The sequence below is a fragment of the Cellulomonas carbonis genome (assembly GCF_014636275.1).
Lineage (GTDB): Bacteria > Actinomycetota > Actinomycetes > Actinomycetales > Cellulomonadaceae > Actinotalea > Actinotalea carbonis.
Window position 1 is genome coordinate 911,906 of sequence record NZ_BMEB01000002.1, and the last position, 19,395, is coordinate 931,300.

Sequence of the window (19,395 nt, forward strand, 5' to 3'; positions counted from 1 at the left end):
GGTTCACCTCGTCGAGGGTTCGGGTGCAGGGGCGGGCGGGTTCGCGGCCGCGAGCGCGGCCAGGGCGGCGTCGACGTCGAGCAGGCCGTGGCCGACGCGCTCGGGCGGGAACGGCGCAGCGCGTGCGGTGCTGCGCACGAGGTGCGTGATCTCGTCCGAGCACAGCGGCCGGCCGGCGGCCTCGAGCAGGAGCGCGACGGCTCCCGTGACGTGCGGCGCCGCCATGCTCGTGCCGGTCATGGTCGTGAGGCCGTCGCGCAGCTCGTGCCCGTTGAGGCGCACCGCGGACCGCGACGACGTGATGGCGACGCCGGGCGCGGCGACGTCGGGCTTGGGGTGCAGGTCGCGGGCCGGGCCCGCGCTGCTGAACGGTCCCGGCTGCGGCGTCGGCGTCCGGTGGTCGTAGGCCGCGACGGCGAGCGTCCGGCGGCCGTTGCACAGCGTGTTGGTGGTGAAGAGCGGGTCGGCGTCGGCGAGCACGCTCTGCCGCCCCCGGTGCACGCGCTCGACCCAGCCGTGCACCTCGCCGTCGCGCACCGTGCCCGCGACGAGCCGGACGCGCCACGTACCGACCGGCGCACCCGGCCAGATGAACAGGTCCACGACGTGGTCGCCGTTACCGGGGTCCGCGCGGCGGTGGAACGCCGACACGACGACGCGGCCGTCCGTGCGCGCGACGCGCTCCTCGCCGGGTCCGACGCGCGCCACGAGTGTGCCGTCGGGTGCGAGCAGCTCGGCCGTGAGCTCGTCGGACGCCGGGTACCAGACCTCGAGCTCGGCCTCGTCGAGCACGGGAGGCAGCAGCGTCCACGCCCACTCGACGGTCGCGCCGTCGGCGAGCTGCGCGCTGCGGTGCTGCGCGCTCGCGAAGTAGTTGCCCGCCGAGCAGACCACCTGACGTCCCGGCGTCTCGAGCATCGTGTCGATCGCGCGCACGATGAGCGGTGACGCGTCGTGCGGCCCGCCGCAGCGTCCGAGGCTCATGTTGAGCACGACGGGCGCGTCGCCCGCGGTGCGGAACACGTAGTCGATGCCTTCGAGGATGCGGACCGAGTCCGCGAGCGTGTCGCCGGGCTGCGTGTCGTCGCCACGCAGGTGCACCGCGACGACGCGCGCGCCGGGCGCGAGCCCCGGGACGGACCCCGGTGCGCGCCCACCGCCGCACGCGATGCCGAGCGTGTGCATCCCGTGCGTGCCGTGACCCAGCGGGTCGACCTCGGCCGGGTGGTACCACAGCGCGCCGTACGGGTCGGGCGTCGCGAGCGCGGCGTCGATCGTCGCGGCGTCGAGCTCGCGTCCGTAGCCGTACGGCTCGGGGCTCGTCGACGTGCGCCCCCCGCGCTGGTCCCACACGGCGAGGAAGCGCGTGCGCCCGTCGTCGTCGCGCAGGTCCGCGTGCGCGACGTCGAAGCCCCAGTCGAGCATGCCGACGACGACGCCCCGGCCCGTCCACGCGAGCGGCGGGAGGTCGGGGCCGTCGCCCGGGCGCGCGCGCAGGGGTGCTGGGGCGGGCCCGTCCGGCGCCGGGGCGGCCGGCGGGGACGTCCGGGTGACGCGCGGCGGCGGGACGACGACGACGTCGTGCGGCAGGTACTGGTGCGAGCGCTTGAGGCTGAGCACCCCCGGGTGCAGCCGCACGCGCTCGACGGCGTCGACGTCCATCCGCCCCGTGACGACCGTCCCCGCGCGGACCACGACGTCGAGGCCGGGCACCTCGACGTCCGGCCCGCTCACCCGGGCGATGACGCCCACGCGTCGGGGCGACGCGCCCGGGTGCCGCTCCTGCTCCTCGAGGAGGAGCTGGTGCAGGTGCGGGTCGAAGGTGACGGTCATGGCAGGACCGGGCCGCGGTGGTCAGCCGCCGCCGCCGTCGCCACCACCGCCGTCACCGCCACCGTCACCGCCACCGCCGCCCTGCGCGGGTGCGGCCGCTCCCGCCCTGGACGTCGTCCGGGTGGTGCGACGGCGTGCCGGGGACCGGGCCGGGGCGGCGGCCGTCTCCTGGTCCTTCGACGCGAGCTCCTTCTCGAGCTTCGTGAGGCGCTGCGTCAGGTTCCGGACCTGCTGGGCGGTGATCCCGGCGTCGACCGGGGAGAGGATCGCCGGGTTCTGCGTGACGACCTGGTGCGCGAGCGGCACGTGCTTGAGGTCGTCGGCCTCGAGCTCGGCGCCGTGCGCGACGGCGGCCGTCAGGACGGCGGTCACGGCCGAGGTCGCGTCGGCCGCGGCGGCCGCACGTTCGCCCGAGGTGACGCTGTCGGCCGTGACGACGGCCACCGCACCGGCCGCGGCCGCGGGGACGCCCGCGACCGCCGGCAGGGCGATCGGGAGGAGCTTGCGTCGGCGGCTCTTGGGCACCGACATGAGCGCGACGAGCGGGAGCATGCTCATCTCAGAAACCCCCTGACATGGCCATCATCATCATGAGCATGGACATGTCGGGGCCGCTCGAGCCGCCCCCCGACCCGCTCGACTGCTGCGGCATCATCATGAACATCAGCGGCAGCATCAAGCTCGAGCTGTCGTCGTCGGACCCGGCGCCCGTGGGCGTGGTCGTCGCGGAGCCCGCGGCGGCCGACGTGTGGGTGTGGGCGTCGAACCGCTCCTGCTGCCTGGACTGCAGCATCATGCTCATGACCATGCTCATGGTCTGCGCCTGCTGCTGGTCGGCGCGCAGCCGGCGCAGCTGGGCCGCGGTCTCCATGCGCAGCTTGCGCGTCGCGACCTGCTGCTCGGTGCGGTTCCTCGCGATCGCCGCCTGCGTCTCGCCGACGACGGTCCCGACGCGTGCCCCGAGCGTCTGCAGGTCCTTCTGCAGCGTGTTGATGCGCGCCGAGTCCGCGTTGACGGCCGCCTGGAGGCGACCGACCGCGGCGTTGAACTCGTCCTTGTGCACCACGGGCGTCTGGAGCTGCACCGACGCCTGACCGCGCGGCGTCTGCACGGTTGCGGTGTTGACGCCGCGCGCGGGCGCGACGTTGACGCGCGGTGCGGCGGGACGGGCAGGCGGCTTGAGCGCGTTGCCCACCGCCTTGATGCCGGCCCCGATGGGGTCGAGGAAGCCGAGCTGGGGCACGAGCGCGCCGAGGCCGGGGATGAACTCCGCGCCCTCGTCCCAGTCGGGAAGGTTCTCGGACTCGTCGAAGAGCTCCGACTCGTCCATCAGGTCGTCCAACGTCGTCATGTCCGTCTCCTCAGGTGGGGCTGATCGGTGCGGCCGGTGCCGTGGGCGCGCTCCGTGCGCGCGACGCGTCGTCGGTCGGTGGGCGCGCCGCGTCCGAGGCGGCGAGCGCAGGAGCGAGCCAGTCGAGCAGGCCCGGGTCGGTCGGGAAGTGGCCGGGTGAGCCGCGGCCGCCGCACGTCCCGCAGGTCGCGTCCGTGCCCCAGCACTGCGGGCAGCAGCCGAGGCGGTCGGCGAGCTGCCGCAGCAGCCGGAGCGCCGCGTCACGCTGCGTGCGCACGACGGCGAGGCGCTGCGACACGCGCGCCAGGTCCGCCTCGAGGCGCGCGCTGCGCGCGGCGTCCTGGTCGGGAGCGACCGTCGCGCCGGACGCGCCGAGGTACGCGGCGTCCGTCGTCCCGGCGTGCGGGTCGTCGAACGGGTCGGGCTGCGGCGGGGCGGCCGCGCGCTCGGCGAGGAGCGTCGCGTAGTCGCGGCGGCGCAGCGCGTCGAGCTGGCTCTCGGTGAACCCCGCGCGCTGCGCGGCGAGCCGGAGCAGGAGCTCGGTGTCGGTCGTCATCAGAAGATCCCCTCGTCGAGCCAGCGGTGCACGACCTCGGCACCGACCTCGAAGTGGATGGCGTCCTCCGGTCTGGTGCCGGCGCCCCAGAAGATGCCGAACGGGGCGAGGACGTCGTGCAGCGTGACGAGGCCTCGCTGGACCTGGTCGTCGCCGCGGATGTCGACGGTCCCGTCGAGGGTCACGTCGAGCGCGAGACCGAGCGCGTGGTTGCTCAGGACCTCGGGACGTCCGCGCACGTGGCGCACGCAGAGCATCCCGGTGGACCCGACGCGGGCGTGCAGCTCGGGGTCGACCTCCGCGAGCGCGGTGAACGCCCGGCCGAAGAGCTCGACCGCGAGGCGGTGCCCGCGCGCGCGTGCCGTCCCGACCTGCCCCGTCACCATCCGGCTCTCCCACCACGGTGACGCGAGGGCACGGCACTCGTCGCTGACGAGGTCACGCGGCGGCCCGAAGCGGCTGACGAGGAGGCTCGTCGGGCACGGGCTCACGCCCACGTTGAGCGCCGACCGGTCGGGCAGGGGCACGAGGTCGGTCGCGCCGGCTGTGGGGGCAGGGCGCAGGACGCGTGGGCCGGTCGTCGGGTCCGTCGTCAGGTCGGTCGCCGGGGGCTGCGGGGGACCGCGTCCGGTCGCGGGGCCGTCGGACGCCTCGGCGTCCTCGGCACCCTCCGACGGCGACCGCTCCGCGGTGTGCTCGCTGGTGTGCTCGGCGGCGCGCTCCGTCATGCGCGCGCCCGTGCGCTCGCCCGCACGCTCGCTCGTGCGCTCGGTCCGTCCGGCTGCCTGCTCGCCGACGTGGCTGCGCACGTGCTCGTGGTGACCGACGCCCTCCGCGGACTCGCGTGCCGTCGCCGCCTGGACGACCTGCACGACCTGCGGGAGCAGCTCGGTGAGCCGGCGCAGCAGGTCGGCGGTGGCGTCGCCGCCGGTGGGCGCGGGCGTCGGCGTGGGCCGCGACGGCACGACGATCCGCACGGGCGTCGGCGCAGGCCGGGGGGCGGGCGCGGGCCGAGGTGCGGGCGCGGGCGCGGGGCGCGGCGCGGGGGCCGGCACCGGGCGCGGGGCCGCGGCGGGCGGTGGCGCCGGTCGGGGTGCGGGTCGCGGCTTCGTCAGCTGCTGGACCGCGCTGATGATGGCGGGTGCGGCGCTGATGACGGCGGGGATGATCGCCGCGAGCGCGGGCAGGAACTCGCTCTCGTCGTCGCCGAACGGGTCGTCGCCGACGGACTCACCCGTCCAGCCGGCCCCACCGCCGTCCCCGACGTCGTCGTCCGCGACGGGCTCACCCGCGAGCCACGCGCCGGCGTCGCCGTCGTGCGCGCCGTACCCCTCGCCGTACCCCTCACCGACCGTGCGCGACGGCTCGTCCGTGGGGCCGCCGACCCAGCCGGGTTCGGTCGTCCACGCGGGGGCGTCGGGGGTGAGCGACTCGTCGGCCTCGTCCTCGCCCCACTCGGCGGGCTCGTCGTCGCCCCACCCCGCCGACTCGTCACCACCCCAGGTCGCGAGCGGGACGCCGTCGAGCGCACCGGTGTCCATGTGACCCTCCTCGTCGAGAGCACGGGCTGCACGTGCCGTGGCCGCGACCGTAGGCGCTGCACCGTGGTCGCCGCGTCGCGCACGCGTGCGTCGTCGTGCGGGGCTTCGTGGTGACCGCGTCGCCGTGCGCGAGCGGTGGCGTGGTCGTGCGGCGCAGGTGCGCGTGGTCCGCGCGTGCGTCGCACGGCCAGCGTGTGTCGCGCGGGCGCGGTGCGCGTGTCGGTCGTGTGCGCGCACGTCGTCGTGCCGGCGTCAACGTCCCGTCGTCGTCGGTCGTGCGCCGTGCGTGTCCGTGCACGACGCGCCGCACGGGACGTGCGTGACGATGTCGTGCCGCGGCGCACGTCGTCACGACGTCGTCGCGTGCGGTGCGGCGGTGCGTCGCCGTCGTTCGCGGTCGCGCGCGGGTTCGCGTCCTCCCGCACGTCTTGTCCCGGTCGTCGCCGGGGGTGAACACTGGACGAGCGACGGTGCCGGGGCTCGACGTGGTGCGTCGCACCCGACGGGGGAGGGTTCCGTGCTCATGTCGACGACGCCGGCCGCACCGCTCCGTGATCCCCCTGCCGTGCGGCTGCTCGGGGGCTTCCAGCTGTGGCACGGCGCGCGCGACGTCGTCCTCCCGCCCGCCGCGCAGCGGCTCGTCGCGCGCGTCGCGCTGCTGCGGCGCCACGCGCGTGCGGTGCTCGCGGGCGAGCTGTGGCCCGACGTCGGCGAGACGCGTGCGCACGCCAACCTGCGCACGTGCCTGTGGCAGGTCCGTCGTGCCTGCCCGGGTCTGCTCGTGCAGGGCGGCGACGTGCTCACGATCGGCGCCGACGTCGACGTCGACGTGCACCGCGCGCAGGCGCTCGCGCTCGACGTCCTGCGCGACGCGGGTGCCGTGCCGACCGACGCGCTGCTGACGAACCTGCACGCGCTCGAGCTGCTGCCCGGCTGGTACGAGGACTGGGTGCTCGCCGAGCGCGAGCGGGACCGTCAGCTCCGGCTGCACGCGCTCGAGCTCTCGGCGCACGAGCTCGTGCGGCGCGGGCTGCCCGGCGCCGCGATGCTCGCGGCGCTCGCCGCGGTGCAGCTCGAACCGCTGCGTGAGAGCGCCCAGCGCGCCGTCATCGAGGTGCACCTGAGCGAGGGGAACGTCGCCGAGGCGCTCGACCGGTACCGCTCCTACCGGACCACGATCCTCGCCGAGGTCGGCCTCGAGCCGACCCTGTCGCTCCAGCAGATGCTCGGCGTGGCCGCACCCGGGCTCGTCCGGCCCCGACCGCTCGAGCGGCCGCTCGCCCCGCCGAACGGCCACCGCGCACGCTGACGAGCGGACCGAGCCGCGGCCCGCTGGGCCAACCCCGCCCGGCCCGGGCAGCACGGCTCCGGGCCGACGCCCCCGATGAGTCCTGCGCCCGGCGGAGGTCGGTAGAGGAGGGCGTGCGCCGACGGCGCACGGCGACGCGAGGGCGGAGGGCGCATGGCACACGCGGCGGTCGAGGCGGAGGGCCTCGTACGGCACTACGGCGCGACGCGGGCGGTCGACGGCATCGACCTCACCGTGCCCGCCGCGGCGGTCTACGGGGTGCTCGGTCCCAACGGGGCGGGCAAGACGACGTTCCTGCGCATGCTCGCGACCCTGGTCACCCCGACGGCGGGTCGCGCACGGGTCTTCGGGCACGACGTCGTCGAGGACGCGGCGACCGTTCGCGGCATGGTGAGCATGACGGGTCAGTTCGCGTCGGTCGACGAGGACCTCACGGGCCGCGAGAACCTCGTGCTGCTCAGCCGGCTGTGGGGGTTCACGCGGCCGGCCGCACGCGCGCGGGCGGACGAGCTGCTCGCCGCGTTCGGGCTCGCCGACGCGGCCGACCGGCAGGTGAAGAAGTTCTCGGGCGGCATGCGGCGGCGGATCGACATCGCCGCGAGCATCATCGTCACGCCCGACCTCATCTTCCTCGACGAGCCCACCACGGGGCTCGACCCCCGCAGCCGCAACCAGGTGTGGGACATCGTGCGCGAGCTCGTCGCCGCGGGGACGACGGTGCTGCTCACGACGCAGTACCTCGACGAGGCGGACCAGCTCGCGGAGCGCATCGCCGTGATCGACCGGGGCAAGGTCATCGCCGAGGGCACGAGCGGACAGCTCAAGGCCTCCGTCGGCAGCGGTGCGCTGCACGTGCGGCTCGCGGTGCCCACCGAGCGGCTCCGGGCTCAGGAGCTGCTGCGTCGCGTGCTGGACGCCCCCGTGCACCTCGAGCCCGACCCCGCGGCGCTGAGCGCGGTCGTCACCGACGCCGACGCGGTGGGGCGTGCGCTCGCGGAGCTCGCGCGCGAGCGGATCGAGGTCGTCACGTTCGCGCTCGGCCAGCCGAGCCTCGACGAGGTGTTCCTGGCGCTCACGGGGCGCCCGGCGGAAGGGGATCCGGACGTGACCCAGGAAGCGGGTGCAGCATGACCACCACCGACACGCACCTCGACCCGGGCGCCGTCCGCAGCGTCCTCTCGGGCGAGCGGCCGCCCCGTCCCGGGCCCGTCTCGACGTCGGGCACGTTCTGGTGGCGCGCGATGCTCAAGATCAAGCACGTGCCCGAGCAGCTGTTCGACGTGACGGCGTTCCCCGTGATCTTCCTGCTCATGTTCACGTACCTGTTCGGCGGGGCGCTCGCCGGGTCGACCGGGGCGTACCTGCAGCAGGTCCTGCCGGGGATCCTCGTCATGACCGTCACGTGGATCACGCTCTACACGGGCCTCAACCTCAACCGCGACATCCACCGCGGGATCGACGACCGGTTCCGCTCGCTGCCGATCTGGCGTCCCGCGACCATCGTCGGGCCGCTGCTCGCCGACGCCGTGCGCTACACGCTCGCGTCGCTCGTGATCCTCGGGCTCGGCCTCGCGCTGGGCTTCCGGCCGGGGGCGGGCGTCGTCGGTGTGGTGCAGGCGCTCGCGCTGCTGCTCGTGTTCTCGTTCGCGCTGTCGTGGATCTGGACGCTGCTGGGGCTCGTGGTGCGCTCCGACAACGCGCTGCTGGGGATCGGCAACATGGTCATGTTCCCGGTGACCTTCGTGAGCAACGTCTTCGTCGCGCCCGAGACGCTGCCGGGGTGGCTCGAGGGGTTCGTCCAGGTCAACCCCGTGACGACCCTCGTCTCCGCGATGCGGGGGCTCATCCACGGCGGGACCGACGTCGGCGGCGACGTCCTCGCGGTGCTGCTCATCAGCGCGGGCCTGGTCGCGGTGTTCGGGCCGCTGACGATGCTCGCCTACCGCCGGCGCAGCTGAGGGACGGCCGGGGCGGCGGGGGCGTCACGCCGGGAGGTCTGCTCGGCGCCGGACGGCCCGGCTCACTCCGTCCCGAGGAGGTCTCCCGCGCCGCACTCGTGCGCGAGCCAGGTGAGCACGTCGCTCGCGCCGACGACGACGAGGCCGCCACCCGCGGCCTCGGCGGCCCGTCGGGCGTGCAGGAGAGCCTGGACCGCCGTGTGGTCGACGAAGGTCAGCCCGCTCGCGTCGACGACGACGTCGCGCGCCTCGACCGCGTGCCGGACGAGGTCCGAGAGGAGCGTGGGGCCGGACTCCGCGTCGAGCTCGCCCGTGAGGTGCAGGACGCCCGTGACCGGGTCGACCGCCATGCCGACGCCGGGGGCGGCGGGTGGCTCGTCCTCGCCGCGGGAGGGCGAAGGAGGGTGCTGGGAGATCGACATGCGGTGGGGACCTCTCGTGGACTGACGCGGCGACGGGTCGCCGATCCGAGGGCTGTGTCCCCAACCCGCGATCACGGTACCCCACGGGAGGCGCGGGTAGCCTGACCGCCGGGGGTCGACGTGTTCCGCTCGGACGACAGGGAGCTGCCATGACCACCACCGAGGGATTCGACGCGGCCCTCCTGGACCTGGTGCTCGCGACGGCCGAGGCCGAGGAGCACCTCGACGGGGTCGCGCGGCTCGCCCAGGACCTCAGCCCGGTGCTCGCCGCGTGCGGCGTGATGGCGCGCATGCGCGGCGCGGAGATCACGGTCGCGTCGAGCAACGAGGTCGCCTACGCGCTCGACGAGCTGCAGTTCGGCCTCGACCGGGGACCGTGCCTGCAGGCCATGCGCGGCGGCGACGTCGTGTACGCGGAGGACATGTCGGTCGAGTCGCGGTGGACCCCGTACCCGGCCCTCGCCGTCGAACGAGGCGTGCTGAGCAGCCTGTCGCTTCCGCTCGTCGCGCGCGGCCGCACCGTCGGCGCGCTCAACTCCTACGCGCGCGAGCCCCACGCGTTCGACGGGGACCTCGCCGACCAGCTGCGCGCGTTCGCCGACCGGGCGCAGGTCGTGCTGGCCGTCGCGATGCGCAGCGCCGAGCAGACGGCGCTCGTGGACCAGCTGCACACCGCGATGCAGTCGCGCAGCACGATCGACCAGGCGCTCGGGATCATCATGGGCCGCGAGCGGTGCACGTCGGCCGAGGCGTTCGCGCTGCTCAGGACGGCGAGTCAGCGTCAGAACCGCAAGCTCGCCGACGTCGCGGCCGAGCTCGTCACGACCACGACGGGGCAACCGCCCACGTCTGGGCACTTCGACACCGGGACCGCGTCGGTCTGATCCGGACATGGCACGCGCGGGGCCGGACATGACACGCGCGGCGCTGGGGGATGACCCCGGCGCCGCGCGGTACTGCACAGACTAGGAACGACTCGACGGATCGCCACCGGAGCCGGGAGGGGGCACCGGCCGCGACGTGCCTGCCGGTCCGTCAGGCGATGCCGTCGGCCACGACCCGCGCACCATCGGGGACCGCGGCGGGCGCGCCCTGGTCGGCCAGCCGCGCCTGGCCCTCGACGACGACGTCGCGCCCGAACGTCCAGTCGCCCTCGACGGTGAGCGAGGACGCCGCGCGCAGCGACGGCGTGTGCGGGAGGCGGGCCTCGAAGGCGTCGATCGTCTTGTAGTGCCCGCTGTCGAGGGTCACGAGCGGGGCATCGACCTGGGCGACGAGGCGGTGCGCGTCGTCGACGGCGTACACGTCCGAGCGCAGCACGAGCAGGTCGTTCGTGGTCTTGACGGGCAGGAAGCGCGAGCGGTCGACCTCGAGCACCGCGGCGCCGTCGAAGACCTCGATCGCGGCGCCCATCGCGGACTCGATCTGGACGACCGTCGGGGACGACGAGTCGGTCGGGTCGACCGTCTTCTCGTTGCGGATGAGCGGCAGCTCGAGCACGCCACCCGTGCGGTCGAGCTCGGCGGCGAGCGCATGCAGGTCGAGCCACAGGTTGTTCGTGTTGAAGTACGGGTGCCGGGCGATGTCCGCCGCGGCGTCGGCGTCCTCGGGGAGCGTCTGCGCGGTCTCGCGGAGCACGATCCGGCCGTCCGCCGCCCGCCGGACGAGGTGACCGCCCTTGCGGTCGGCGGGCGTGCGTCGCGCGACCTCGGCCGCGAAGGGTGCGCCGCTCGCCGCGAACCACCCCGCGATGCGCGCGTCGGGCACCGCGCCGAGGTTGTCCGAGTTCGAGACCGTCGCGTACCGGAACCCGGCGTCCAGCAGGGCCTGCAGCGCGCCCGAGGCGTGCAGCGCGGTGTAGAGGTCGCCGTGGCCGGGCGGGCACCACTCGAGCGACGGGTCGGCGGGCCACTCGACGGGCGTCAGGTCGTCGACGAGCAGCTTCGGCTCGCGGTTCTGGAGGAAGTCGAGCGGGAGGCCGTCGACGCGCAGCTCGTCGTAGCCCGCCAGCGCGGCGAGCGTGTCCTCCTGGGTGCGGAAGCTGTTCATGAGCAGCAGCGGCAGGCGGGCGCCGGTCGCGGCGCGCGCCGCGAGCACCTGCTGCGCGATGACGTCGAGGAACGTCCGGTCACCGCGGACCCGCAGCAGCGACTTCGCGCGGTCCATGCCCATCGAGGTCCCGAGGCCGCCGTTGAGCTTGATGACGGCCGTCGCGGCGAGGGCCTCGAGCGCCGCGTCGTCGTCGACCGTCAGCGCGTCCAGGTGCGGGACGTCGGTCAGCGGCTCGACGTCGGACTCGGCGATCACGCCCGTCTCGCCGGACTCCAGGAGGCCGTAGAAGCGGGCGAACACGTCGACCGCCGTGGCGGCCACACCCGCCTCGGTCATCTTGCGGCGGGCGCGGGCGAGTCCGTCAGCAGTCATGGGACGGATCGTAGGGGGCGCGTCCGACATGGGCGAGATGCCCGGGTCGGTCGACCCCGTCGGCGACGCGTCAGATGTCGTACGCGCCCGGGCGACCGTCGCGTCGCGCGTCGGGTGCCGCCTCCACGAGGCGGACGTCGCGGTGCGCGTCGAGCTCGAGCGGGGTCCCGTTGCCCGCGGCGACCTCGATGACGCGCGGGAACCGGTCCGGCGGCGGGCCGAACGCCTGCCGCGCCGACGCGACGACCGTCCTGCCGAGAGCGCGACCGCCGGTCGCGCCGATGACGGCGCCGATGCCGAACGGCGCGAGCCGGCCGAAGAACAGCGCACCCTGCTTGGTCGCCTGCTTGCGCAGGAACCGCCGCGTGAGGGTGCTGTTGACGCGCTTGATCGTCGCGGTCGGCATGTTGACCAGGACCGTGCGCGCCCAGCCGCTGCTCGACAGCCCGACCTCGGTCGAGACGGCCTTGCTGCCCTGGTCGCCGAGGACCGTCGCCATGAGCAGCGTGCGGCGCCGCGCGGCCTCCTCGACGCCGATGCCGTGCACGTCCGCGACGGCGAGCGCGAACGCCGCCGACGCGCTGAAGAACGTCGCGACCTCGGCGCTCGTCAGCGCGATGCCGACGCCCGTGCCGATCGCGGGCGTCGCCGCAGCGGCACCGACCGCACCGCCGGACGCGGACACGGCCAGCAGGTACTGCTTCTCGAGCAGCGCGAGCACCTGCGCGGGCGTCGCCTCGGGGTTGCGCGCGCGCAGCCGGTCGACGTGCGCGTGCACCGCGGCCGACGGGATCGAGACGGCCTTGTCGAGCAGGGCGTCGAGGGCCGGGATGCCGGTGGCGGGGACCGGCGGCGGCTCGGGAGGTCGCTGGTCGGGCATGCGCCGATGGTCGCACGGTCCACCGACGCGGGCGCGGCGGTGGGTCCATGGTCCTCCGGCGCGGGAGCGGCGACGGGCTCCCGGTGCACCGTCAGCGGCGCCCCCGCACGCCGTCGTCGGCCGAGTGCTCCGATCGGGCGAACGGGGTGTTTCGGACATCGCCCGCGCCCCTACGCTCCGAGCGGCTGCGAGATCAACTCGGGCCCACGGGACAGGGGGACGCATGCGCCTGCACAGGTTACGGACGACGGTCACCACGGTGGCCCTGGCGGCGCTGGTCGCCGCGGGGCTGCCCACGGCGGCGGGGGCGGGGACGCCGTCGTGGCGCGACGCCCTCGGCGTCGTCGCGCAGGACCCGGACACGGTCCACACGAGGGCGTACGCCGAGCAGGCGATCGCGCTCCTCACGCCGGTCGTCGACGACGCGGCCGGCACCGGGCACCTCGCCGCGCTCGCCGCGGACCTCGACTCGCTGACGGACGGGGCGCGCTTCGCGACCGCCGACGACGGCGCCGCGACCTACGCGCACCTGCACGACCTCGGCGCGTGGCTCGAGTCGGGCCTCGCGGGCTCGGCGAGCGCGACCGACCCGCGGGCCGAGGGCCTCGTCCTCGTCGTGCGCGCGGCACGCGTCGCCGCCGACGTCGCGGTCGGCGACCTGCGCGGCGTCCTCGACCACGCGCCGGCGACGACGCCCGGCCGGGCCGCCGCCGAGCGCGCGCTGCGCCAGGCCGAGCAGCAGCTCGCGCTCGCGGACGCCGCGATGGGGCGGTCGGCGGCGTCGTCCGTCGTCGTGCACCTGCGCAACGCGTGGACGAAGGCCTCGGGCGGGCTGACCGGGCTGGGCGTCGAGCAGGGCGGTGACCACGACGGCGACGGCGTGCCCGACGCGCTCGAGCTGGGCCTCGGCACGAGCCCGTTCTCGGCCGACACCGACGGCGACGGCCTGAGCGACCGGTTCGAGGTCGAGACCCTGTTCGGGTTCTCCTCGCCCGCGCTCGCGGACACCGACGCGGACGGCGTCGCGGACGGCCAGGAGGACCTCGACGGCGACGGCCTGGACGCGCTCGCCGAGCAGGCCGCGGGCACGAGCCCGACCGAGGGCGACACGGACGCGGACCGCCTCGGCGACGCCGACGAGCTCGCCGCGGGCACCGACCCGCTCACCGCGGACACCGACGCCGACGGCCTCGTCGACGGCGCCGAGGGTCCGGCCGGGACCGACGCGCTCGACCCGGACTCCGACGACGACGGCGTGCTCGACGGCGCCGACGTGACGACGCAGCAGGTCGACGCGCTGGACGGCATCCACGTCGCGCTCGTCGGCACGGGCGACCTGGCCGGCGGCCTGGTGGTCCACGAGGTCACGGCCGACGGCCGGCTCGTCGGCGCCGGGGGTCAGGTCGGCAGGGCGTACGACTTCTCGCTCGCGCCGCCCGTCGCGGACGGCCTGCAGCAGGCGCGCCTGACGCTGCCGTTCCCCGCCGACCTCGGCGACGCGCAGCCCGAGGACCTTCGCGTCTTCTACTTCGACCCCGAGATCGGCGCGTGGTACCCCGCGGCCGAGGACCAGGTCGTCGACGTCGCCGCCGGCACCGTCACGGCGACCGTCACCCACTTCTCGACCTACGCGATCTTCGACATCCGCAACTGGGGCGAGACCTGGACCGCCCAGGACGACCCGTGCCGCCCGCGCGGCGGCGGTGGCGGCACCGACATCGTGCTGCTCGACCTCGCGCTCGTGCTCGACAGCTCGGGCTCGATGAGCTGGAACGACCCGCAGGGCCTGCGCCGGTCGGCGGCGAAGATCTTCGTCGACGCGCTGCTGCCCGAGGACCGCGCCGCCGTCGTCGACTTCGACAGCTCGGCACGCGTCGCGCAGGGCCTCACCGAGGACAAGGCCGCGGTGAAGTCGGCGATCGACACGATCGACGACGTCGGCGGGACCAACATCGGTGCCGGCGTCAGCGCGGCCAACCAGATCCTGCTCGGCAACGGCGACCCCGCCCGCGCGCGCATGGTCATCCTGCTGACCGACGGCGAGGGCTCGTACTCGTCGAGCCTGACGACGCAGGCGCAGGCCGCGGGCATCACGATCTACACGATCGGCCTCGGCTCGTCGGTCGACCACGCGCTGCTCGGCTCGATCGCCACCGGCACGGGCGGCACGTACACCAACGTGCGCACCGCCGAGGAGCTGCCCGAGGTGTTCCGCCGCCTCGCGGAGGACACGGGCGGCAGCGGCGCGGACCTCACGAAGGACACCGACTCCGACGGCGTCCCCGACTGCATCGAGATCCAGGGCGCCCTCTCGGGCTCGGGCCACCGCTACACGTCGGACCCGGCGGTCGCCGACACCGACGGTGACGGCCTCACCGACGGCGAGGAGATCGGCAGCCGCATCGACGCCGACTTCTTCGGCACGTGGATCCCGGGCAACCCGACGACGGCCCCGACCTACGCGGTCTTCTCGGACCCGGACTCCGCCGACACGGACGGCGACGGCCTGACCGACGCGGTCGAGGCCGACCTCGAGACGTCGCCGTTCAGCACGGACAGCGACGGCGACGGCGAGCGGGACGGCGTCGAGGTCGAGGTGCTGGGCACCTCGCCGATCCTGTACGACACCGACGGCGACTCGTTCTCCGACGGGTACGAGGACGACCACCGCCACGACCAGGGCCTCGACCCGCTGTACGTCGACGTCAAGGTCAGCGCGTGGACGTACGCCGGCCACTTCGCGCAGGGCTTCATCGCGGGCGACCTGTGGCGTGCGGACAGCCTCGCGTGGCTCGCGGGCAACCTGCTCTCGGGCGGCCTGAGCTTCATCCCGGTCTACGGGTGGATCGCGGGCGGCGTCGCGGACCTGCGCGACGTCATCGGCTCGGCCATCCACGCCGACTGGGTCGGCGCGGGCATGAGCCTCGCGGGCGTCGTGCCCTACGCGGGTGACGCGTTCGCGATCCCCGGCAAGGCCGTGCGGTTCGTCCTGCGGAACACCGACAAGGCCGACGAGGCGCTCACGCTCGTCGCCAAGATGGACGAGGTCCCCGACTCCATCAAGGTCGACGCGGCGCGCCAGATCCTCAAGGACCAGTGGGACGTCCTGATCGACGAGGGCTTCGACCAGGCGTCCCTCATCCGGATCATGGCCGGCCGCGGCAACCTCGACCAGGTCGCGCAGGCCGTCGGGCGCGCCGCGAACGTGACCGTGGGCGCCGGGTTCAAGGCGACCGGCAAGGCCGGCGAGGCGGCGCTCGAGGCGACGTACGGCGCGACGACCAAGGGCGTCGACAAGCAGGTCTGGTTCTCGACCAAGGGCATCCTCGGGCGGGGCCGGTACGCCGACGTCTTCGTCAACGGGATCGCGCACGAGTCCAAGGTGGGCTTCGTGTCGTACTCCCGCTCGATCCGCAACCAGATCGAGAAGGACGCTGCGCTCGTGGCCAACGGTCGGATCAGCGGTGCGCACTGGCACTTCTACGCCAGCGACGTGTCGAGCTCGATCGGCGCCGACCCGCGGATCATCGACCTGCTGGTGCAGAAGGGCATCCCGTTCACGGTCCACGCACCGTGACGGTCGGGGCCGTGCGTGAGGTCGAGCGTGAGGACGTGCGTAGGGTGACGCCGTGGTGACCTTCGTCGAGATGTCGGCCGCGGAGGCCAAGGCGTTCCTCGAGCAGTTCCTCGCGCACGGTCCCGAGCGTCTGGACGCGCTGCGTCGTCGGCTGGTCGCCGACGGCGCAGCGCGCGAGGACGAGCTCGACCTGAGCGCGGCGTCCCTCGAGCCGGTCTGGGCGTGGGCGGTGCCGCGGCTGTCCTGGCGCGCGGGGTACGAGCCGCCGCCGCTCGGCATGCCCGGCCCGCGCGGCCCCGCGGGGGAGCTCGAGCCCGCAGACGAGCTGCCCGAGTGGTTCGACGCGCGCTACCACGACGCGTGGCGGTTCTCCGCAAAGACGCTGTGGGTGGTCGACGGCGTCGCGCGGTACCTCGCGGAGTGCCTGGTCGCGGCTGTCCCGGGGGCGCGGTGGGTCGTGGGCCGCTCGCGGAGCAAGGGGTACGTCTACCAGAACCACCCCGTCGTCACCGGGCTGCCGCTCGACGACGTCGAGCCGGTCGCGCTCGTGCTGGTCGCGGCGGGCAAGGCCCTCGACGGCCGCCCGTCGTCGCTGCGCGACCTGTTCGAGATCCACTCGGGCCGCCGCCGCCCCTGACCGGGACGGCCCTTCCCGTCGAGATGAGAGTTGTGGTCGGCGTGTCGCGCGACACGCCGACCACAGCTCTGATCTCGAGGGGCACGGGGACGGCCGGGCGGTCACTCGACCGCGACCGCCACCACCGCGATGTCGTCGCGGGCGACGCCCGACTGGTACGCCATGACGTCCGCGAGAAGCGCGCCGGTCACGTCTGCCGCGGAGCCGCGGTGCTCGTCGACGACGTGGAGGAGGCGTTCGGCACCGTAGAACCCCGCGCGTCGTCGGCCCTCGGTCACGCCGTCGGTGAAGAGCACGAGCGCGTCACCCGGACCCAGGGGGACGTCGGTGTCGGTGAAGGTCGCGCCGGGCAGAACGCCGAGGAGCGGGCCGTGCTCGCCGACGAGGACGGGCGCGGCGCCCGCCCGTCGCAGCAGCGGCAGCGGGTGCCCGCCGCACGCGACGGTCGCGCGCCAGGTCCCCTCGGTGCGCCTGAGCCGGACGACGACGGCGGTGCAGAACCGGTCGGTGTCCGCGAGGTGCAGCACGGCGTCGAGCGTGTGCAGCACGTCGCTCGGGGCGTCGTGGTCGACCGACGCGGCGCGCACGGTGTAGCGCGCGAGGGCGGTCACGGCGGCGGCCTCGGCACCCTTGCCCTGGACGTCGCCGAGCACCAGGACCCAGTCGTCCGGCGCGACCTGGAAGACGTCGTAGAAGTCGCCGCCCACGTGGCGACCGTCGCCCGCGGGCCGGTACGCGGCGGCGACGTCGAGGCCGGGGATGTGCGGCGGCGTCGGCGGGATGAGCGTCTGCTGGAGCGTCTGCGCGAGCTGGAGCGCGCGCGCCTCGGACTCCTCGGCGCGGCGCTTCGCGGCGAGGACCTCCTGCTCGTAGCGGCGGCGTTCGGTGGCGTCGAAGACGACGGTGCGGATGACGCGGGGCTTCCCGTCGTCGTCCCGGTCGAGGACCGAGTTGACGAGCACGGGCAGGCGCCGGCCGTCGGCGCAGACGATCTCGAGCGCGATCTCGCGCGCCGTCCCCTGCATGAGGAGCGTCGGGGCGTAGTGGGTCTCGTGGTAGATCCGCCCGCCGACGGGCAGCAGGTCGACGAACCGGCGGCGTCCCACGAGGTCCTCGCGCCGGTGCCCGGTCCAGGACAGGAACGTCTCGTTGACGCGGACGACGACGCCGTCGGGCGTGGTCGACAGGTACCCGCACGGCGCGCGGTCGTACAGCAGCTCGGGGTCGTCGCTCAGGAGCGCGTCGTGGAACGCGGCGTCGTCGGCCGGGGGAGTCGGGAGGGCCGGGGGAGGGGGCACGGCCGGGGACCGGGTGCTCAGCCGACGAACGCCGCGATCGCGGCGGTCGTCGCCTCGGGTGCGCTGAGGTTGGGGCAGTGGCCCGTCGCGTCGAGCAGGACGAGCTCCGCGCCCGGGATCGCGTCGCGCACGTACTCGCCGACGACGACGGGCGCGATGACGTCGTCCGTGCACTGCAGGACGAGGGTCGGCACCGTCACGAGCGGAAGGTCCGCGCGGTTGTCGGACGTGAACGTCACGTGCGCGAAGCGCCGCGCGATGTCCGGGTCGGTGCGGCAGAAGCTCGCCGTCAGCTCGGCACCCAGCTCGGGGCGGCCGGGGTTGCCCATGATCACGGGCGCGATGGCGCTCGACCAGCCGAGGTAGTTGCTGTCGAGCGACTCGAGCAGCTCGGCGATGTCGGCCTCGGAGAAGCCGCCCGTGTAGCCGTCGTCGTCGAGGTAGCGCGGGGAGGGGCCGACCAGCACGAGGCGCGCGAACCGCTCGGGCTCGGCGACGGCGGCGAGGACGGCGATCATCGCCGAGACCGAGTGGCCGACCAGGACGACGTCGCGCAGGTCGAGCTCGCGCAGGATCTCCAGGACGTCCTCGGCGTAGCCGCGCAGCGACCCGTGGCGCACCGGGTCGTAGGCCGACAGGTCCGAGCCGCCCGAGCCGACGTGGTCGAACGTCACGACGCGGAACGCGTTTTCGAAGTGCGGGGCGACGTACCGCCACATGTTCTGGTCGCAGCCGAACCCGTGCGCGAAGACGATCGGCTGTCCGTCGGGCACGCCGGAGACGCGGACGTCGTTGCGCTCCGCGACACTCATCCCGACGAGGTTAACCGCCGCGGCCCGCGTGCGCCCCCGCCCGCCGGCTCGCCCCCGCGCGCCGGCTCGGCCGCGGCCCCCGCCCGCTCGGCGCCCCCGAGGTGCCTCGGCGCGTGGGTCGACCTACCGTCGAAGGACCCGCACACCCCGATCACGAGGGAGTCCTGCATGTCCCACCTCACCGGCAAGACCGTCGCGTTCCTCGCCACGAACGGCTTCGAGGACAGCGAGCTCACGAGCCCGTGGGAGGCCGTGACCGAGCACGGTGCGACCGCCGTCCTCATCTCGACCGAGACGGGCACGATCACCGGCAAGAAGGGTCACGAGGCGCAGGTCGACCGCACGACGGCCGACGTCAGCGCGGGTGACTTCGACGCGCTCGTCCTGCCCGGCGGCGTCGCGAACGGCGACAAGATCCGCATGGACGCCCAGGCCGTCGCGTTCGTCCGCGACGTCTTCGCCCAGCACAAGCCCGTGGGCGTCATCTGCCACGGCGGGTGGATCCTCACGGACGCCGACGTCGTCCGCGGCCGCACGCTGACCTCGTACCCCAGCCTGCAGACCGACCTGCGCAACGCGGGCGCGACGTGGGTCGACGAGGAGGTCGTCGTCGACTCCGGCCTGGTGAGCAGCCGAACGCCCGCCGACCTCCCCGCGTTCAACGCCAAGCTCATCGAGGAGATCGCCGAGGGCGAGCACCAGCAGCAGACTGCCTGACCCCCGAGCAGGACGGCCCGCTCACACCCCCCCGTCGAGATAAGGGTTCGTGTCGGCGTGTCCCACGACACGCGGACACG

General features: G+C 74.7%; 17 protein-coding genes. 7 read left to right on the forward strand and 10 right to left on the reverse strand.

Going from position 1 to position 19,395, the window contains the following annotated elements; genetic code table 11:
* Positions 1 to 3: 3 nt before the first annotated feature.
* Genes IEV86_RS09385 through IEV86_RS09405 form a run of 5 tightly spaced genes read right to left on the reverse strand, consistent with a single transcriptional unit; the run spans position 4 to position 5,281 of the window.
* Positions 4 to 1,833: a S8 family serine peptidase gene (locus tag IEV86_RS09385; protein ID WP_043607421.1), complete on the reverse strand. Its 1,830-nt coding sequence runs from the start codon at positions 1,831 to 1,833 to the stop codon at positions 4 to 6.
* Between the two features lie 21 nt (positions 1,834 to 1,854).
* Positions 1,855 to 2,391, reverse strand: coding sequence for a hypothetical protein (locus tag IEV86_RS09390; RefSeq protein ID WP_043607425.1), 537 nt, complete (start codon positions 2,389 to 2,391; stop codon positions 1,855 to 1,857).
* 1 nt (position 2,392) lies between these two features.
* The gene (locus tag IEV86_RS09395; RefSeq protein ID WP_043607427.1) at positions 2,393 to 3,184 is read right to left on the reverse strand and encodes a hypothetical protein; all 792 of its coding nucleotides are present in this window, start codon (positions 3,182 to 3,184) and stop codon (positions 2,393 to 2,395) included.
* Between the two features lie 10 nt (positions 3,185 to 3,194).
* Complete coding sequence (locus IEV86_RS09400) at positions 3,195 to 3,740, reverse strand: hypothetical protein (protein ID WP_043607429.1); 546 nt, start codon at positions 3,738 to 3,740, stop codon at positions 3,195 to 3,197.
* A complete protein-coding gene (locus IEV86_RS09405) occupies positions 3,740 to 5,281 on the reverse strand; it encodes a M15 family metallopeptidase (RefSeq protein ID WP_188484640.1) in 1,542 nt (513 codons plus the stop codon). The genes IEV86_RS09400 and IEV86_RS09405 overlap by 1 nt, the downstream gene beginning before the upstream one ends.
* A 523-nt stretch (positions 5,282 to 5,804) precedes the next feature.
* Between IEV86_RS09405 and IEV86_RS09410 the strand changes: the two genes are divergently transcribed.
* The 3 genes from IEV86_RS09410 (at position 5,805) to IEV86_RS09420 (ending at position 8,548) form a co-directional block, all read left to right on the forward strand.
* Positions 5,805 to 6,590: an AfsR/SARP family transcriptional regulator gene (locus IEV86_RS09410; protein ID WP_081978913.1), complete on the forward strand. Its 786-nt coding sequence runs from the start codon at positions 5,805 to 5,807 to the stop codon at positions 6,588 to 6,590.
* 153 nt (positions 6,591 to 6,743) lie between these two features.
* A complete protein-coding gene (locus tag IEV86_RS09415; RefSeq protein WP_043609458.1) occupies positions 6,744 to 7,721 on the forward strand; it encodes a daunorubicin resistance protein DrrA family ABC transporter ATP-binding protein in 978 nt (325 codons plus the stop codon).
* The gene (locus IEV86_RS09420; RefSeq protein ID WP_043609462.1) at positions 7,718 to 8,548 is read left to right on the forward strand and encodes an ABC transporter permease; all 831 of its coding nucleotides are present in this window, start codon (positions 7,718 to 7,720) and stop codon (positions 8,546 to 8,548) included. The genes IEV86_RS09415 and IEV86_RS09420 overlap by 4 nt, the downstream gene beginning before the upstream one ends.
* 62 nt (positions 8,549 to 8,610) lie before the next feature.
* On the opposite strand, the gene IEV86_RS09425 is transcribed toward IEV86_RS09420, so the two are convergent.
* Positions 8,611 to 8,970, reverse strand: coding sequence for an STAS domain-containing protein (locus tag IEV86_RS09425; protein ID WP_081978912.1), 360 nt, complete (start codon positions 8,968 to 8,970; stop codon positions 8,611 to 8,613).
* Between the two features lie 149 nt (positions 8,971 to 9,119).
* Here IEV86_RS09425 and IEV86_RS09430 point away from each other — a divergent pair, with 149 nt between their 5' ends.
* Positions 9,120 to 9,854 carry a GAF and ANTAR domain-containing protein gene (locus IEV86_RS09430; protein ID WP_043609468.1) on the forward strand — a complete coding sequence of 245 codons (735 nt, stop codon included), beginning with the start codon at positions 9,120 to 9,122 and terminating at the stop codon, positions 9,852 to 9,854.
* A 151-nt stretch (positions 9,855 to 10,005) separates the two neighbouring features.
* On the opposite strand, the gene IEV86_RS09435 is transcribed toward IEV86_RS09430, so the two are convergent.
* Together IEV86_RS09435 and IEV86_RS09440 are read right to left on the reverse strand one after the other, a co-directional pair.
* Complete coding sequence (locus tag IEV86_RS09435) at positions 10,006 to 11,394, reverse strand: UTP--glucose-1-phosphate uridylyltransferase (RefSeq protein WP_043609471.1); 1,389 nt, start codon at positions 11,392 to 11,394, stop codon at positions 10,006 to 10,008.
* Positions 11,395 to 11,464: 70 nt separating this feature from the next.
* Positions 11,465 to 12,274, reverse strand: coding sequence for a hypothetical protein (locus IEV86_RS09440; RefSeq protein ID WP_052426513.1), 810 nt, complete (start codon positions 12,272 to 12,274; stop codon positions 11,465 to 11,467).
* Between the two features lie 223 nt (positions 12,275 to 12,497).
* On the opposite strand from IEV86_RS09440, the gene IEV86_RS09445 reads away from it, so the two are divergent.
* Both IEV86_RS09445 and IEV86_RS09450 read left to right on the forward strand, forming a co-directional pair.
* Complete coding sequence (locus IEV86_RS09445) at positions 12,498 to 15,851, forward strand: VWA domain-containing protein (protein ID WP_188484641.1); 3,354 nt, start codon at positions 12,498 to 12,500, stop codon at positions 15,849 to 15,851.
* A 52-nt stretch (positions 15,852 to 15,903) separates the two neighbouring features.
* Positions 15,904 to 16,488, forward strand: a complete 585-nt coding sequence (locus IEV86_RS09450; RefSeq protein WP_043602177.1) for a hypothetical protein — start codon at positions 15,904 to 15,906, stop codon at positions 16,486 to 16,488.
* 101 nt (positions 16,489 to 16,589) lie between these two features.
* Here the strand turns inward: IEV86_RS09450 and IEV86_RS09455 are convergent, their stop codons facing one another.
* On the reverse strand, positions 16,590 to 17,786 hold the full coding sequence (locus tag IEV86_RS09455; protein WP_043602179.1) for a PP2C family protein-serine/threonine phosphatase: 1,197 nt from the start codon (positions 17,784 to 17,786) through the stop codon (positions 16,590 to 16,592).
* Positions 17,787 to 17,803: 17 nt separating this feature from the next.
* Positions 17,804 to 18,598: an alpha/beta fold hydrolase gene (locus IEV86_RS09460; protein WP_043602181.1), complete on the reverse strand. Its 795-nt coding sequence runs from the start codon at positions 18,596 to 18,598 to the stop codon at positions 17,804 to 17,806.
* Positions 18,599 to 18,766: 168 nt separating this feature from the next.
* Between IEV86_RS09460 and IEV86_RS09465 the strand changes: the two genes are divergently transcribed.
* The gene (locus IEV86_RS09465) at positions 18,767 to 19,315 is read left to right on the forward strand and encodes a type 1 glutamine amidotransferase domain-containing protein (protein WP_043602183.1); all 549 of its coding nucleotides are present in this window, start codon (positions 18,767 to 18,769) and stop codon (positions 19,313 to 19,315) included.
* Positions 19,316 to 19,395: the final 80 nt, after the last annotated feature.